Origin of the sequence: Pseudomonas antarctica (assembly GCF_900624995.1) — a bacterium.
GTDB lineage: Bacteria > Pseudomonadota > Gammaproteobacteria > Pseudomonadales > Pseudomonadaceae > Aquipseudomonas > Aquipseudomonas antarctica.
Map to the genome: position 1 here is coordinate 1 of NZ_UYXQ01000024.1, position 15,966 is coordinate 15,966.

12 protein-coding genes and 1 pseudogene are annotated in these 15,966 nt (G+C 60.5%); 5 read left to right on the forward strand and 8 right to left on the reverse strand.

Annotated elements, in window-relative coordinates; translation table 11 throughout:
* Both xdhC and guaD read left to right on the forward strand, forming a co-directional pair.
* A partial coding sequence (gene xdhC / locus E0F99_RS14960) for a xanthine dehydrogenase accessory protein XdhC (protein WP_130908808.1) occupies positions 1-656 on the forward strand: 656 nt, incomplete at its 5' end.
* A 14-nt stretch (positions 657-670) separates the two neighbouring features.
* Positions 671-1,975 (forward strand): guanine deaminase, encoded by a 1,305-nt coding sequence (gene guaD / locus E0F99_RS14965; protein ID WP_083357343.1) that lies wholly within the window; start codon positions 671-673, stop codon positions 1,973-1,975.
* Positions 1,976-2,158: 183 nt separating this feature from the next.
* Here guaD and E0F99_RS14970 read toward each other — a convergent pair.
* A pseudogene (locus E0F99_RS14970) lies at positions 2,159-2,922 on the reverse strand (GntR family transcriptional regulator).
* 226 nt (positions 2,923-3,148) lie between these two features.
* Here E0F99_RS14970 and E0F99_RS14975 point away from each other — a divergent pair.
* The gene (locus E0F99_RS14975; protein WP_083357342.1) at positions 3,149-4,339 is read left to right on the forward strand and encodes a benzoate/H(+) symporter BenE family transporter; all 1,191 of its coding nucleotides are present in this window, start codon (positions 3,149-3,151) and stop codon (positions 4,337-4,339) included.
* A 37-nt stretch (positions 4,340-4,376) separates the two neighbouring features.
* Here E0F99_RS14975 and E0F99_RS14980 read toward each other — a convergent pair whose 3' ends face one another.
* Positions 4,377-4,721, reverse strand: a complete 345-nt coding sequence (locus E0F99_RS14980) for a YggL family protein (protein ID WP_003193255.1) — start codon at positions 4,719-4,721, stop codon at positions 4,377-4,379.
* A 236-nt stretch (positions 4,722-4,957) separates the two neighbouring features.
* Between E0F99_RS14980 and dacB the strand changes: the two genes are divergently transcribed.
* Positions 4,958-6,418: a D-alanyl-D-alanine carboxypeptidase/D-alanyl-D-alanine endopeptidase gene (dacB, locus tag E0F99_RS14985; protein WP_083357341.1), complete on the forward strand. Its 1,461-nt coding sequence runs from the start codon at positions 4,958-4,960 to the stop codon at positions 6,416-6,418.
* 134 nt (positions 6,419-6,552) lie between these two features.
* Here dacB and E0F99_RS14990 read toward each other — a convergent pair whose 3' ends face one another.
* Together E0F99_RS14990 and rlmKL are read right to left on the reverse strand one after the other, a co-directional pair.
* Positions 6,553-8,937, reverse strand: coding sequence for a sensor domain-containing diguanylate cyclase (locus tag E0F99_RS14990; RefSeq protein ID WP_083357340.1), 2,385 nt, complete (start codon positions 8,935-8,937; stop codon positions 6,553-6,555).
* A 149-nt stretch (positions 8,938-9,086) separates the two neighbouring features.
* A complete protein-coding gene (gene rlmKL, locus E0F99_RS14995; protein WP_083357339.1) occupies positions 9,087-11,351 on the reverse strand; it encodes a bifunctional 23S rRNA (guanine(2069)-N(7))-methyltransferase RlmK/23S rRNA (guanine(2445)-N(2))-methyltransferase RlmL in 2,265 nt (754 codons plus the stop codon).
* A gap of 532 nt (positions 11,352-11,883) precedes the next feature.
* Between rlmKL and rmf the strand changes: the two genes are divergently transcribed.
* The gene (gene rmf, locus E0F99_RS15000; protein WP_002553055.1) at positions 11,884-12,099 is read left to right on the forward strand and encodes a ribosome modulation factor; all 216 of its coding nucleotides are present in this window, start codon (positions 11,884-11,886) and stop codon (positions 12,097-12,099) included.
* A 119-nt stretch (positions 12,100-12,218) separates the two neighbouring features.
* On the opposite strand, the gene E0F99_RS15005 is transcribed toward rmf, so the two are convergent.
* The 4 genes from E0F99_RS15005 to sctC form a co-directional block, all read right to left on the reverse strand.
* Positions 12,219-13,244, reverse strand: coding sequence for a quinone-dependent dihydroorotate dehydrogenase (locus E0F99_RS15005; RefSeq protein WP_083357338.1), 1,026 nt, complete (start codon positions 13,242-13,244; stop codon positions 12,219-12,221).
* A gap of 86 nt (positions 13,245-13,330) precedes the next feature.
* Positions 13,331-13,786, reverse strand: a complete 456-nt coding sequence (locus E0F99_RS15010) for a transglycosylase SLT domain-containing protein (protein ID WP_083357337.1) — start codon at positions 13,784-13,786, stop codon at positions 13,331-13,333.
* The gene (locus E0F99_RS15015; protein WP_083357336.1) at positions 13,779-14,180 is read right to left on the reverse strand and encodes a winged helix-turn-helix domain-containing protein; all 402 of its coding nucleotides are present in this window, start codon (positions 14,178-14,180) and stop codon (positions 13,779-13,781) included. The genes E0F99_RS15010 and E0F99_RS15015 overlap by 8 nt, the downstream gene beginning before the upstream one ends.
* Before the next feature lie 200 nt (positions 14,181-14,380).
* Positions 14,381-15,859: a type III secretion system outer membrane ring subunit SctC gene (gene sctC, locus E0F99_RS15020; RefSeq protein ID WP_083357335.1), complete on the reverse strand. Its 1,479-nt coding sequence runs from the start codon at positions 15,857-15,859 to the stop codon at positions 14,381-14,383.
* Between the last annotated feature and the right edge of the window lie 107 nt (positions 15,860-15,966).

Here is a 15,966-nt window from a genome sequence, read left to right on the forward strand (position 1 = left end):
CCCGCGACATGCTCGTGCGTGGCCAGCAAAACACCCGTCTGGAGCGCTTCAGCCTCGGCGCCAGCCTGGGCCAGTGCTGCGGCGGCGTGACCGTGCTGCTGTTCGAACCCGTGGGTCAGGTACAAGCCCAGATCGCCGTATTCGGTGCCGGCCACGTTGGCCGTGCCTTGGTGCCGTTGCTGGCCAGCCTGCCGTGTCGGGTGCGCTGGATCGATGCCCGGGATCAGGAGTTTCCGCAGCATATCCCCCAGGGCGTGCGTAAAATCGTCAGCGAGGAGCCGGTCGATGAAATTGCCGACTTGCCCGTGGGCAGTTACTGCATCGTCATGACCCACAACCATGCGCTGGACCTGGAGCTGACCGCCGCCCTGCTCAAGCGCAATGACTTTGCCTACTTTGGCCTGATCGGTTCGAAAACCAAACGGGTCAAGTTCGAACACCGCCTGCGTGATCGCGGTTTCGACACCGCGCAACTGCAACGCATGCGCTGCCCCATGGGCCTCACCGAGGTGAAGGGCAAATTACCGGTGGAGATCGCCATCTCCATCGCCGGCGAAATTATCGCCACCTATAACGCGAACTTCGGCCAGCACACCGCGAGCGCCGAACCCATTGCCAAACTGCTGCCGGCCTCGCGCCGCAGCCAAGCTATCTAACAATTGAGATCACCATGCCTTTGACTCGCAAAGCCTACCGTGCCGCCATCCTGCACAGCATCGCCGACCCTGCTGAAGTGGGGATCGAAGCGTCCTATGAATACTTCGAAGACGGCCTGCTGGTGATCGATAACGGTCAGATCAGCGCCTTGGGCCACGCCAGCGATTTGCTGCCAACGCTGCCCGCTGATATCGACGTCACTCATTATCAGGACGCACTGATCACGCCGGGCCTGATCGACACCCACATCCACCTGCCGCAAACCGGCATGGTCGGCGCCTATGGCGAGCAACTGCTGGATTGGCTCAATACCTACACCTTCCCGTGCGAAAGCCAGTTTGCCGACAAGGCCCACGCCGAAGAAGTCGCGGATATCTTCATCAAGGAACTGCTGCGCAACGGCACCACCACCGCGTTGGTGTTCGGCAGTGTGCACCCGCAGTCAGTCAATTCGTTTTTTGAAGCGGCCGAGAAACTCGACCTGCGCATGATCGCCGGCAAGGTGATGATGGACCGCAACGCGCCGGACTACCTGACCGACACCGCCGAATCCGGCTACCAGGAAAGCAAAGCGCTGATCGAACGCTGGCACGGCAAGGGCCGCTTGCACTATGCAGTCACGCCACGTTTCGCACCGACCAGCACGCCGGAACAACTGACGCTGGCCGGGCAACTGCTGGGCGAATACCCAGACCTGTACATGCAGACGCACATCAGTGAAAACCTGCAGGAAGTCGAGTGGGTGAAAGAGCTGTTCCCGGAGCGCAAAGGCTATCTGGATGTGTACGACCACTACAAACTGCTCGGCGAGCGCTCGGTGTTTGCCCACGGCGTACACCTGTGTGACGACGAGTGCGCGCGGCTGGCGCAGACCGGTTCGGCGGTGGCGTTCTGCCCGACCTCAAACTTCTTCCTCGGCAGCGGCTTATTCAACCTGCCGATGGCCGAGAAACATAAGTTGAATGTAGGCCTGGGCACCGACGTGGGCGGCGGCACCAGCTTCTCGCTGCTGCAAACCCTGAACGAAGCTTACAAGGTCATGCAGTTGCAGGGCGCGCGGCTGAGCCCGTTCAAGTCGCTGTACCTGGCCACCTTGGGCGGCGCGCGGGCACTGCGATTGGAAGACAAGATCGGCACGTTGCAGCCGGGCACTGATGCGGACTTTTTGGTGTTGGATTACAACGCCACGCCGTTGCTCAGCTATCGCTTGAAGCAGGCCAATAACATTGCCGAGACGTTGTTTGTGTTGATGACGTTGGGGGACGATCGGGCGATATTGCAGACGTATGCAGCGGGTCAGTTAGTCCACCAACGCTAATTTCAGGTACACCACAAAACAAATGGGAGTTGGCTTGTGTGGGAGCTGGCTTGTCGAATCGTCGCACCGCTGCGATAGCATCACCGCGGTGTAACTCTCATACCGAGGTGCCTGCATCGCGAGCAAGACCGGCTCCCACACACGCCAACTCCCACATTTCTTGTCCCCGGTGAGCCCGGGAAATTACAACTTGACCGAGGACCGGCCTGGCTTCTTGGTCTGCACAGATGCGAGAACACCGCATGCAAATCATCCGACGCGCTTTCCTCATCGAGGTTGAGCTTGCTGTCGATGTGATCCATGTGGTGCATCATCAAATTCACTGCCAGCGCCGCGTCGCGCGCTTCGATCGCGTCGATCAGTTGGGTGTGTTCATCGTAGGAGCAGTGCGAGCGGTTGCCGCTTTCGTACTGGGCGATGATCAACGAGGTCTGGGACACCAAACTGCGCTGGAAGCTGATCAATGGCGCATTCTTCGCCGCTTCGGCCAGTTTAAGGTGGAATTCACCGGAGAGGCGGATACCGGCACCACGGTCGCCACGCGAGAAGCTGTCGCGCTCGTCGTTGACCATCTGGCGCAACTCGGCCAGTTGCTCAGCCGTGGCGTGCTGCACCGCTAACTCAGTGATCGCCCGCTCGACCAGGCGCCGGGCCAGGAACACTTGGCGTGCTTCTTCGACACTTGGGCTCGCCACCACCGCACCACGATTAGGCCGCAGCAACACCACGCCTTCATGGGCCAGGCGCGACAGCGCACGGCGAATGATGGTGCGGCTGACGCCGAAGATTTCGCCCAGTGCCTCTTCACTCAATTTGGTTCCGGGCGCCAGGCGTTGTTCAAGGATGGCCTCGAAGATATGCGCGTAAACGATATCGTCCTGGGTTCCGCTGCGACCGGCCTTGCCAGCTCGCGGTTGTTTCTTGAGAGGTTGCAACTGTTCGTTCATGGGCACTCGGGTTTGGAGAACGGCGGCGAATTAACGGTAATACGGCAAGCGCGTGTCGCTGGCAAGTATCACCTAAAAACACGGCACATTGTACACAACCCACTGCGCCAACACACTGTACGGCTGTTTGCGGCGTCGGCTGTATTGCAATGAGTGGTTACGTTTGAGTTTAGGCTTGAATCCGCGCCTTCACCGGCAAACACCCTGGTAAAAGGAACACCTCTGCATGACCGACGCCACCCAAGCGCCCTTGCGCCCGCTGGCCGACACTTCTGCGTCGGCCGTCGTCGCCGGCTTCATCGCCATGATGACCGGTTACACCAGCTCCCTGGTCCTGATGTTCCAGGCCGGCCAAGCGGCCGGTTTGACCACGGCGCAGATTTCCTCATGGATCTGGGCCATCTCCATCGGTATGGCGGTGTGCAGCATCGGTCTGTCCTTGCGTTACCGCACACCGATTACCATTGCCTGGTCGACGCCCGGCGCGGCGCTGCTGATTACCAGCCTGGGCGGCGTGAGTTACGGCGAAGCGATTGGCGCCTACATCACCTGCGCGGTGCTGGTGACACTCTGCGGGCTGACCGGCAGCTTCGAAAAAATGGTCAAGCGCATTCCGTCGTCGCTGGCGGCGGCGTTGCTGGCGGGGATTCTGTTCAAGATCGGCAGTGAGATATTCGTCGCCGCGCAACATCGCACCGGCCTGGTCCTGGGGATGTTTTTCACCTACCTGATCATCAAGCGCCTGTCGCCGCGTTATGCGGTACTGGCCGCGCTGGTGATCGGCACGCTGCTATCAGGCCTGATGGGGCTGCTGGATTTCAGCGGCTTTCACCTGGAAGTGGCAACGCCGGTGTGGACCACCCCGCATTTCTCGCTGGCGGCCACCATCAGTATCGGCATCCCGTTGTTCGTGGTGGCGATGACCTCGCAGAACATGCCCGGCGTCGCCGTGTTGCGCGCCGACGGCTACAACGTGCCCGCCTCGCCGCTGATCACCGCCACCGGCCTGGCCTCGCTGGTGCTCGCGCCGTTCGGCTCCCACGGCATCAACCTGGCGGCGATCAGCGCGGCCATCTGCACCGGGCCGCATGCCCATGAAGACCGCAACAAGCGCTACACCGCTGCGGTGTGGTGCGGGGTGTTCTACGCGATTGCGGGCGTATTTGGCGCGACGTTGGCGGCGTTGTTCGCAGCCTTGCCCAAGGAGCTGGTGCTGTCGATTGCGGCCTTGGCGTTGTTTGGCTCAATCATCAATGGCTTGAGCATCGCCATGAATGAGCCGAAGGAACGCGAAGCGGCGCTGATCACCTTTATGGTCACCGCGTCAGGCTTGACGCTGTTTTCCATCGGTTCGGCGTTCTGGGGGATTGTGGCGGGGGTGTTGACGCTGTTGATTCTGAATTGGCGCAAGGCATAAAAAAACGGCGACCCTCAGGTCGCCGTTTTTTTCAGTATCACTTAGCCGCGTTGATCGGCTTTTCCGGATACCACACGTCCAGCAACGGGCTGACTTCAGCCTTGGTCAGCTCGGAACGGGTTTTCAGCCAAGCTTCAACAGCAGCACGCTGCTCTTCGGAAACCGAGCCGCGTTTCTGCAGGCAAACCAGACCGTAGTCGTCGCCGCCGACATAGCCCAGACCGTTGGCTTCCATGGCTTCTTTGATGAATGCTTCGAGGAAAGCGTCGATAGCTTCTTCACTCAGGCCTTCGTTGAAGTCCAGGTTCAGTTCGAAACCCAGCTCTTGAAATTCATCAACGCACAGTTTTTTGCGCAGACGCTGGGAACGGTTAGTCGCCATTGGAACAATCCTCATAAGTAATAACGGGCGGCACTTTAGCAGTTTAAGGCGGCAATTGCCCGACTCTCTGGGACAGCCGGCCATTTGTCTGCAAAAAAACACGCAATACCCGCTGTCGTTCAGCTACAACTGCATCTACCTTGGGGCATAATGCCGACACTTTCGTGACCAATGAGGGATTTTCATCCATTCCCCTCGCCTTTTTCACCCTCCTCAGCAGTAGGGTTTTATTCTTTATGATCAAATCTTTTCGCTCAGCACTACTGGCCGGTTTTTTTCTACCACTGGCCCTTTGCGTTTCTGCCGCCCCGATCAACAACACCCTGCCACCCAACGTTGCGCAGGCTCTCCAGAAAGCCAAACTGCAAAATACCGCGCTGTCCCTGGTGATGCTGCCCCTCACCGGCCCCGGCACGCCGACCGTATTCAACGCCGACGTTTCGGTGAACCCGGCCTCCACCATGAAGCTGGTCACCACCTACGCGGCCCTGGAAATGCTCGGCCCCAACCACCAGTGGAAAACCGAGTTCTACACCGACGGCACCCTCAGCGGTGGCGTGTTGCGCGGCAACCTCTACCTCAAGGGCGGCGGCGACCCCAAGCTGAACATGGAAAAACTCTGGCTGCTGATGCGTGATCTGCGTGCCAATGGCGTGCGGCAAGTCACCGGCGACCTGGTGCTCGACCGCAGTTTCTTCAACCCGCCGCAATTGCCCGATTTCAATGACGACGGTAACGACGAAAACAAGCCATTCCTGGTCAAGCCCGACGCCCTGCTGGTCAACCTCAAGGCGTTGCGCTTCGTTACCCGCAACGACTCCGGCCGAGTGATCGTGTCGGTCGAGCCGCCGATTGCCAGCGTCCGTATCGACAATCAGGTCAAAGTGACCAGCGCCAAGCAGTGCACTGGCGACGTGCGCTACAGCCCGGTCACCGCCGCCGATGGCAGTGTCACCGTGACGGTCAGCGGCCAGTTAGGCGATGGCTGCAGTTCGCAGACTTATCTGTCACTGCTCGACCACGCCACCTACACCGCCGGCGCCGTGCGCGCGATCTGGCAGGAGTTGGGCGGCACCATCCAGGGCCGAGATATCCAGGCGCCAGTGCCCAAGGACGCCAAAGTACTCGCCCGCGCATTTTCGCCGGACCTGGCGGAAATCATCCGCGACATCAACAAATACAGTAACAACACCATGGCCCAGCAGTTGTTCCTGAGCCTGGGTGCGCAGTTTCGCAACGATGCCGACGGCGATGATGCCAAGGCTGCGCAACGCGTGATTCGACAGTGGCTGGCGAAAAAAGGCATCACCGCGCCGCACCTGGTGATGGAAAATGGCTCCGGTCTGTCGCGCGCCGAACGCGTCAGCGCCCGCGAGATGGCAGCCATGCTGCAAGCCGCCTGGAAAGGCCCTTACGCGGCGGAATACATCAGCTCGCTGCCGATTGCCGGCACCGACGGCACCATGCGCAAACGTCTGAAAACTACCGCCATGCGCGGCGAAGCCCACATCAAAACCGGTACCCTGAACACTGTGCGCGCGATTGCCGGGTTCAGCCGCGACAACAACGGCAATACCTGGGTGGTGGTGGCGATCCTCAACGATTCGAAACCGTGGGGGGCGTCCTCGGTGCTGGATCAGGTGCTGCTGGACCTGTATCGCCAGCCGAAGCTGGCGGCAGCGGCACCGGTGCTTTAAAAGGCAACACAGATCAAGTGTGTGTGGCTTGCCTGCGATAGCGGTGTATCAGTATCAGATGCGTTGACTGACGCGCTGCAATCGCAGGCAACACAGCTCCCCCATGAATGCGCACCGTCTGAAAACGCTGTCAATCAAGCCCTAAGTCGCTGCGCTTGCACCCGGTCCCTGCCCGCCTGCTTGGCCACATACACCGCCGAATCCGCGCGCAGCAACAGCCCATCAATGCCGTCGTCGACTCGCCAGCTGGCCACACCGAAGCTGGCGGTCACGGTGCCCACCGCGTCCATCGGCGCACTGCGTAGCGACTGCCACAATTGCATCGCCAGGCTGTACGCCTGCTCACCATCGGTGTGCGGGCAAAGCACCCCGAACTCTTCGCCGCCCAAGCGGCAGAACACATCCGTACGCCGCAGGCGCTGGCTGATGCGCTTGCACACCTCTTGCAACACCCCATCCCCCACCGCGTGCCCGTGTTGGTCGTTGATGCGTTTGAAGTGGTCGATATCGAGCATGATCAACGACAGCGCCCCCGAGGTGCGGTTAAGCCTGAGCATCTCGGCCTTTAAGCGGTCCTGGAAATAGCGCCGGTTATGGATGCCCGTCAGCGAGTCCGTGATGGACAGCGCGCGCAACTCTTCCTCCACCCGTTTGAGATCGGAGATATCCGACACGTAGCCGTGCCACAGCGTACCGCCACCGGGTAACTCTTCCGGCGTAGCTTCGCCACGAATCCAGCGCAGGCCGCGTTGCGGCAACAGCACGCGGTACTCTTCGCGCCAGTGGCTCAACTGCAGCGCCGACAAACGAATCGACAGCTGCACCCGCTCTACATCCTGAGGATGGATGCGCTCGAAGACCTTGCCTGCGTCCTGCTGCAGCAGCCCGGGGTCGATTTCATAGATATCGCGCATGCCATCGCTGGCATAGATGAAACGCCCGTTGTCCTGGTGTTCCAGGATGAACTGGAAGATCCCGCCGGGCACATGGGCACTGAGTTTTTTCAGCAGCCGATCGCGCGCGGCCAGCGCCTCGAAGGCGCGTTTCTGCTCGGTGACGTCCAGGTAAATCGCCAAGTGCCCGACCCACAAGCCATGGTCATCGAGCAAAACGGTGCCGAGCATATTCACCGTCAACCGGCTGCCATCTTCGCGCAACAGCGTCCACTCTCGGGCCTCGTGCAGGTTGTCCGGGGTCTGCACCAGCATCGCCTGGCTCGGCACGATGCGCTTGCCCATGGCCGCACTTAAACTGGCGGAGCGCGCATCGAGTTCAGCGCCCAAGTGCAGGCTTTCCAGGGTCATCCGCCCGAGTACCTGCTCGGCCTTGTACCCCAGCATCTGCTCGGCGCCAGCATTGAAAGTACTGATCACACCCCGCAAGTCGGTGGCAATGATCGCGACCTGGGTGGCCGCATTCAGCACGCTGCGCAATTGCCCATGGGCCCCGCGCAACTCCTGCTCACGCAGGCGCAATTGCTCGGTGCGCTGCTCTACCAATTTAAGTGCGCGTTGGCGTTGGCTGACCAACACATACAGCAAGGCGCTGAGCAGCAGGCTGAGCAACCCGCCCATGCTCAGGATCGTGCTCGTTGAGGAGCGGTTGGCCTGGTCGAAGACCCGGCTGGCTTGCACCGTCAGGGCATACACGTGGTCGCCGAGGGTTAGACGCCGTGCGGCGCTGAGGTCGCTGGCGCCGACCGCATTGCTCGACGCATACAGCACGCGCTGTTGGGTGTCGGAGGTATCGACGATCTGCATCACCAGGTTGTCGCGGTTCGGCTTGGGCAAACCATCGGCCACCAATTGGCGCATGCTGATCACTGCCATCACAAAGCCGCTGGGCTCAGCAGCGGATAGCTTGCTCACCGGCGCCACCAGCAAGACGCCAGCCGCATAGGCCGGTTCCACGCCCACCAGTTGCATGGGCTGGGAAACCGCCGTCTTGCCGCTTTTTTGCGCGCGCTCAAGGGCCGATCGCCGTAGCGGTTGGGCCAGCAGATCAAAGCCCAGCGGCGAGCCCAGCAGGCTTTGGGTCTGGCTGTACAGCACCGGCACGTATTCATCGCGCTCGAGGGCCGGGGCCAATTCACCTGACGCGTTCAATTCACGGATGGCGAACGGGGCACCGCGCTGGCGCGAAATCTTTTGTTCAAACGCACTGCGTTGATCGCGCAATATCCGCGGCGCCCAGGCATAAGCGTGGGCACGCAGCAGCAAGGGTTGGGCAAACCCATCAAACTCTGCACGGGACACGTTACTGGAGTTGACGAAGAAGCGCTGCAGACTGGCCAGGCGTTGTTCCTGCTCTTCGAAGCGTTCCTGAAGACGGGTGTAGCGCTCGTTGACCAGCAACTGGAAGCGCTGGCGAACCTGTTGCTGATAGAGGTCGGTGGCGGCCCACGCGACGATGAGCGTCAGCGCGCCACCTGCCAGTAACACCACCAGTGCCACCAGCCAAGCCGACGCCTGCTCACTGATAAAACCAAGGACTTTTGGGCGTACGGCATGCATCGGCATAGGCAACACTCACAACGCCAGCGTACGGGGCTGTCACTTTGGCTAGGCGTTAAGTTATAGCCACGAGGCCACGGTTTGACCAGCGCAAAAAAGCCGCAAGACTGGAATACACCAGGCTTGCGGCTTTTTGTTCCCACTGAGTGCAGCGATCAGCGTGCGGTGATTTTCCAGGCCCGGTGGATCTTCGCGTTACGCGCGAAATCCGGGTCGAGGGTCTTGTCGCTGATTTCCTCGACCGCATAGCGTTCGCTGAGGTTGTCCTCCAACACAAACTTGCGGAAGTTGTTCGAGAAGTACAACACGCCGCCCGGTGCCAGGCGCGCCATGGCCAGGTCGAGCAACTGCACGTGGTCGCGCTGCACGTCGAAGATGCCTTCCATGCGCTTGGAGTTGGAGAAGGTCGGCGGGTCGATGAAGATCAGGTCGAATTCATCGCGACTGGCGTCCAGCCACGCCATCACGTCACCCTGCTCCAGGCGGTTCTTGTCGGAAAAACCGTTGAGCGAGAAGTTGCGGCGCGCCCAGTCCAGATAGGTCTTAGACAAGTCGACGCTGGTGGTGCTGCGCGCGCCGCCTTTGGCTGCATGCACGCTGGCGGTGGCGGTGTAGCAATAGAGGTTGAGGAACCGCTTGCCGGCCGCTTCTTTCTGGATGCGCATGCGCATCGGGCGGTGATCGAGGAACAGGCCGGTGTCCAGGTAGTCGGTGAGGTTAACCAGCAGCTTCACGCCGCCTTCGCTGACCTCGGTAAACTTGCCCTGGGCGCTCTGGCGCTCGTATTGCTTGGTGCCGCTCTGACGCTCACGACGCTTGACCACCACGCGGCTCTTGTCGACGTTCAGCGCCTGAGGAATCGCGGCCAGCGCGTCAAACATACGCGCGGAGGCTTTTTCCGGGTCGATGGATTTCGGCGCGGCATATTCTTGCACGTGCACCCAATCGTGGTAGAGGTCGATGGCCATGGAGTATTCCGGCATGTCGGCGTCGTACACACGGTAGCAGTCCACGCCTTCGCGCTTGGCCCACTTACCCAACTGCTTGAGGTTCTTCTGCAGGCGGTTGGCGAACATCTGCCCGCCTTCGCTCAGGCGCGCCTGCTCAACCACAGGCGCCGGGGCTGGCTTGATCGGGTTACCGTTCTTGTTGTACTGGCGTTCTACCGGCTCGGTCGGGGCCTGATCGTAAGCGGCTTGCTCACGTTCAGCTTGACGCTGTTCCGGCGTGCGGCGCTCGCCAGTGACGAACTGGTCCGGGTTGACCTTGATCAGCAGCAGTTTGCACGGCAAGGCGCCGTTCCAGAACGAATACTGTTTGTGGCTGCGGATGCCCATGCGCTTGCCCAGGTCCGGCGCGCCGGTGAACACCGCCGCTTCCCACCCCATACAGGCCTGACGCAGGCGCTCGCCGAGGTTCTGGTAGAGGTACAACAGGCTGGCTTCGTCACCCAGACGCTCGCCGTACGGCGGGTTGCAGATCACCAGGCCTTTTTGATTCTGGTCCGGGCGCGGCTCGAAGGTGCCGACTTCGCCCTGGTACACCTTGATCCAATGGCTCAGGCCGGCGCGCTCGATGTTATTGCGCGCGGGTTGAATCAAACGTGGGTCGGCTTCGTAGCCTCGCACCCACAACGGCGGCTTGTTCATGCCGATGGCTGCACGCTCGGTCGCTTCGGTGTGCAGCTTTTTCCACAGCGCCGGAACGTGGCCAAGCCAGGTGGTGAAGCCCCACAGTTCGCGATTGAGGTTGGGGGCCATGTCGGCAGCGATCATCGCGCCTTCGACCAGGAAGGTACCAACCCCGCACATCGGGTCCGTCAGCGCGCCGCCTTCGGCCGCAATGCGCGGCCAGCCGGCGCGAATCAAAATCGCCGCTGCCAGGTTTTCCTTCAACGGTGCCGCGCCCTGCTGCAGGCGATAACCGCGCTGGTGCAAGCTGTGGCCGGACAGGTCGAGGGACAGGATCGCTTCGCCACGGTCCAGGCGCAGGTGGATGCGCAGGTCCGGGTTGATCTTGTCGATGGATGGGCGTTCACCGGTTGGGGTGCGCAGCTTGTCGACAATCGCATCCTTGACCTTCAGCGCGCCGAAGTGGGTGTTGTCGATGCCCGAACCGTGACCGCTGAATTCCACCGCCAGGCTGCCGTCCGCAACCATATGGTCGGCCCATTCGATGTCCAGCACGCCGTGATAGAGGTCTTCGGCGTCCTTCATCGGGAAGCGCTTGAGCACCAGCAGCACGCGGTTGGCCAGGCGCGACCAGAGGCACAAGCGGTAGGCGGTTTCCATGTCGGCCATGCCGCGCACGGCCGAGGTGTGCTCGCGGGCTTCCTCAAGGCCAAGCCCGACGGCTTCCTCGATCAGCAGGCCTTCGAGGCCCTTGGGGCAGGTGAGGAAGAGTTCAAAACGGTCCGACATGGGGCATTCCAGGCTTTTCAGCAATAAATGAACGGGCGACGCATCGCCGGCTCGGTTTTCAATCAAGCACTTTTCTTGAAGAGTGCTCGCGTGGCACGAATGTGCCGTTCCACCCCGGCTGCCAGGCCTTTGAGCCAAAATCTCCAGGGCAGATAAACAAATGACTGCAACAAAAAGAAATATTCATACCCTTCGTCGAATAATAACCGACTGCAACAGGCGGACATTCTCACTAAAGGATTAAACCCATCCTCTTTGCAGAGCACATCATAGCTGGGTTTGCCCAATAAAAGGGGCGAAAAGCCATCCCAGCTTATGGCTATAGCATCGTTATCGTTACGTGCTTATGACAAAACGATCATTGAATCCATGTGACCTATTGGTTAGAACTCAACACAGGTTGGCGCCGTAACGACGCCGACACATGGCTCGCCACGCCGGCAGCGAGCCCACCAACGGGCAGAAAAACTCTGCCCGGCCTCGGACGAGGCCGAAGGATATCTAGACAGTCAACAAGTGAGGGAAACACCCTATGAGAAGACTTAAGCGTGATCCGTTGGAAAGAGCATTTTTACGCGGATATCAATATGGCGTTCATGGCAAATCCCGTGAGCTTTGCCCATTTACTCTACCGTCGGTACGCCAAGCCTGGATCAACGGCTGGCGAGAAGGACGCGGCGACAACTGGGACGGTATGACTGGCACTGCGGGAATCCACAGACTCAACGAACTTCACGCCGTCGGCTAACACAGGGCACTTAAACCGACACACCACCTTGAAGATTATGTAACGACTTAACCACGCACGCCCCATCAGGGCGGCGGGCTTCGGCCCAGGGGCTCCTTTAGGGAGCCCTTTTTATTGCCTTACGCTTTCGGCAAAGCCGCTATCGCATCCACCGACTCGCGGATCAACGCTGGCCCTTTATAGATGAAGCCGGAGTACAACTGCACCAGGCTCGCGCCGGCAGCAATTTTCTCGGCCGCGTGCTTGCCTTCGGTGATACCGCCCACTGCGATGATCGGCAAGCGCCCCGCCAACTCGGCTGCCAGCACCTTGACGATGTGAGTGCTTTTGTCTCGCACTGGCGCACCCGACAGACCACCCGCTTCATCCCCATGCGCCAGCCCTTCAACACCGGCGCGGCTAAGCGTGGTGTTGGTGGCGATCACCGCATCCATACCCGACTCCACCAGGGCCTGGGCGACCTGCACGGTTTCTTCATCACTCATGTCCGGAGCAATCTTGATTGCAAGCGGAACGCGCTTGCCATGGCGTACGGCCAGGTCTTCCTGGCGCAAGCGCAAGGCTTCGAGCAATTGCTTGAGGGAGTCGCCGAACTGCAGGCTGCGCAGGCCCGGGGTATTGGGGGAGCTGACGTTGACAGTGACGTAGCTGGCGTGGGCGTAGACCTTGTCCAGGCAAATCAGGTAGTCATCGACGGCACGCTCCACCGGTGTGTCGAAGTTCTTGCCGATGTTGATGCCGAGAATGCCCTTGTATTTCGCGGCTTGAACCCGCGACAGCAGGTGATCAACCCCCAGGTTGTTGAAACCCATGCGGTTGATGATCGCCTCGGCTTCCGGCAAGCGAAAGATCCGTGGTTTCGGGTTGCCTGGCTGCGGCCGTGGTGTCACGGTGCCAATTTCGACGAAACCGAAACCCAGTTGCGCGAAACCATCGATGGCCGCGCCGTTCTTGTCCAGGCCTGCAGCCAACCCGACCGGGTTAGGAAAGTCGAGCCCCATCACCGACACCGGCATCTTCGCTGGCGCTTTGCATACCAGGCCATTAAGCCCCAGGCGGCCACCGGCACCGATCAGGTCCAGGGACAGATCGTGGGAAGTTTCCGGGGAGAGTTTGAATAACAGCTGGCGGGCCAGGGTATACATGGGCGGGCTAGACTCGGATGGCGGCGAAAGGTGGCGCCGATTATAGCCGGGGTGACGCGCCTGGTGCGAGGTACGCCGTCCAATCGTCAGTGCCGCTGTGCAACCAACGCTTCATACTGCGCCCAGATTTTTTCCGCATAACGCAGGCGCAACGCCTCGCGTTCAGGCGCCGCCCCTGCATTGTAGGAACCCACGGCAGTCCAGTTGTAACCAAAACGCTGGATGAACTCGGCCAGGATCGAGGCGCCCACTTCGACCGACAAACACGGCTCGGCCAGCAACCTCTCCTCGGTAATACCCTGCTTGGCCAGGCGCGGCAGGTGCATGCTGTTGATCTGCATCAGGCCGATATCTCGGGAGCCATCGCTATTGCCAGGGTTCAATGCCTGCGCACGGTAACCCGACTCCACCACAGCGATGGCCTGCAACAGCTCCGGCTCGATGTCGTAACGGCCGGCAACCTCCTCCCAGCAACTGGCCCAGGCGTAGTGGCTGCCCATCATTACGCTCAACAATAACCCTTTGCACAATCGCTTAATCATGTGTCACCTGGCCACAGGCCGAACAGATGTACTGCGCGCGCCCTCGTCCAGCGCGGCGCGACGCGTGATGCTCAACTGTCACGACGCAGGTAAAGCGATAGCCTCTGCCGTAGATCGTCTTGATAAACCCTTTGTCTTTCTTCAGGTGCTTGCGCAACGCGTAGATACAGCGAGTGAGCGACTCCTCTGCAACCTCGCCACCGGGCCAGGCCAATTCAAGCAATTGATCCTTGGTCATCAGTGCGCCATCGGACGCCAACAGCAGCCGCAGCACATGCCACTCCTTGGGCGGCAACTGAATATCCACGCCGTCGCCGGTCAGTTGGCCATCGCCATACAAGGTCCATCCGGCAAAAACCCGTGAGGCCGTCGGCCCATCATTCACGATGGTCATACACACCTCTGCATCCGACTACTGACATTGAATTCCTTGCTTCCAGAAACGGCCGATTCGGCAACCTCACGACTATAAAAACCTGAGCCGTAAACGACGTTAGGAAAAGGCTCATGTAAGCCAGGCTTTCGGCACGTACTTCGTAGGATTTTTCGCCAGCACGCACAGGTAATCGTTCAGACACGTGCCTAAGGGCCCGTTCATTCAGGCGCTTCACGGTTTTCACGCACAAACGCGCGTTGCACCTGCTCATACTGGCTTTGCGTTAATGGCGGCGGCCCGACGGCACCGGCGAGCATCTGGAGCTCGCGGCCAACCGCTCGCGCCTGGATGACAAACATCCGGACCTCGGCGCGTCGACTGCGGCCAAGCCCTTCGCCCTCACGTCGAAAACCGCCCAGCCAAAGACGCCTGCCCGGAGGTACACGCACCACCGTGCTGATGCCTACTCGTCCCACGCCGCCTGCCGAACCACGCTTGAGCGTGTTATCCATCTGCCGGTCGTCCTCAATGGTCAGCTGCATTTCGATCTGATTCGACTCGACAAAGCGCGCTAGCACACTGGCTTGCGTGCCATACCGCACGGGCTGCCACTCACGGCTGTCGCCACCGGAACCGGGCAGGTAGAACGTATGGTTATCCTGGAAAACTGCCGGAACATTCTCTTGGGTAAGGATCACCGGAAACGCAAGGATCCTGGCTTTGCGCCGGCGCTCCAGCACACCGAGCTGCGCCATCAGGCGGTTATCCTCCAAAGGCGCCAGCACGCGCGTCACGAAAGCTTCGGTGTCTGTTTCCTGAGCCCAGGCCGCGCCCATCTTCTCGAATTCGCTACGCTCCATGTCGACCTGCCATAACGATACTTCAATCGGCCGCTTGGGCTTATCGAGCTCCGCCACCAGTTCCTCGATCACCTTCACCTGCGCCGGCTTGCCCTTGATCAGCAAGCTGTTGGAGTCCGGGTAAGCGATCACCACCAGGCTCTTGTCGGCCAGCAAACTCACGGGGCGCTGCGTGCCATTCTTCTGCTCGCTGGCCAGCACGGTTTCGATCATCGATGCCATGCCCGCCACGTTGACCTTGTCGCCGCCGATGACGTACTGACGATCCGCCACGTGGGTGTTGAACACCTGTACCACGCCGAAGGCCTGGGTGCCCACGCGCACCTCGGTGCGCCGCCTGTCCATCAGTTGGGCCAGCTGCAACACGTGGTCCACGTAGTTAGGCGGCCCGGACACATAGAATGTCCGCTCCCCGCTTTCCCTGAGCGGATAACGTGATTCATCAAGCCCCGAACGGCGCATGAACCCACGCAGCCTGTCGACCGAAATATGCCGCAACGCCACCGCCGAACTTTTTGCCTCGCTGGCGGCATAGAGGTAAAGCACCTGCCCGTCGCTGTACCAGATCAGGCCTTGCTGCTCGGCGACCACCTCCAGGGTGTGCTGCGCCGCACCCAGGTCGAATGCCCCGGAGAGGGTCCTGCGCGCGACCTCGCGACTGACCACGACGGGCACGCCCAACGGCACCGACAGTGCGGTAAAAAAGGTATGCAAACTTTCATCCCGCGCCTGGTAGCGCTCACCCAAGGCAGGGGCGATTGCCAGCAACAGTGCAAAGCACAGCAGCCAGCGATGCAGCCTGCGGCGGCTGATCATGGCTGGGGAATCGATAGTCACCGTAGGTGTTCCTGCCTATCTGGCGCGAAGAGGCGGCCATACTGAAAGGCAGGCGAGTTTCAATCTTGATGAAAAGCTGACGACGACCGAGCCTGTTTTCCTGTGGC

Bases quoted from the DNA above. Each gene is read 5' to 3' on its own strand.
- guaD (WP_083357343.1), top strand. From the start codon at position 671: ATGCCTTTGACTCGCAAAGCCTACCGTGCCGCCATCCTGCACAGCATC.
- E0F99_RS14975 (WP_083357342.1), top strand. From the start codon at position 3,149: ATGACCGACGCCACCCAAGCGCCCTTGCGCCCGCTGGCCGACACTTCT.
- E0F99_RS14980 (WP_003193255.1), bottom strand. From the start codon at position 4,721: ATGGCGACTAACCGTTCCCAGCGTCTGCGCAAAAAACTGTGCGTTGAT.
- dacB (WP_083357341.1), top strand. From the start codon at position 4,958: ATGATCAAATCTTTTCGCTCAGCACTACTGGCCGGTTTTTTTCTACCA.
- E0F99_RS14990 (WP_083357340.1), bottom strand. From the start codon at position 8,937: ATGCCGATGCATGCCGTACGCCCAAAAGTCCTTGGTTTTATCAGTGAG.
- rlmKL (WP_083357339.1), bottom strand. From the start codon at position 11,351: ATGTCGGACCGTTTTGAACTCTTCCTCACCTGCCCCAAGGGCCTCGAA.
- rmf (WP_002553055.1), top strand. From the start codon at position 11,884: ATGAGAAGACTTAAGCGTGATCCGTTGGAAAGAGCATTTTTACGCGGA.
- E0F99_RS15005 (WP_083357338.1), bottom strand. From the start codon at position 13,244: ATGTATACCCTGGCCCGCCAGCTGTTATTCAAACTCTCCCCGGAAACT.
- E0F99_RS15010 (WP_083357337.1), bottom strand. From the start codon at position 13,786: ATGATTAAGCGATTGTGCAAAGGGTTATTGTTGAGCGTAATGATGGGC.
- E0F99_RS15015 (WP_083357336.1), bottom strand. From the start codon at position 14,180: ATGACCATCGTGAATGATGGGCCGACGGCCTCACGGGTTTTTGCCGGA.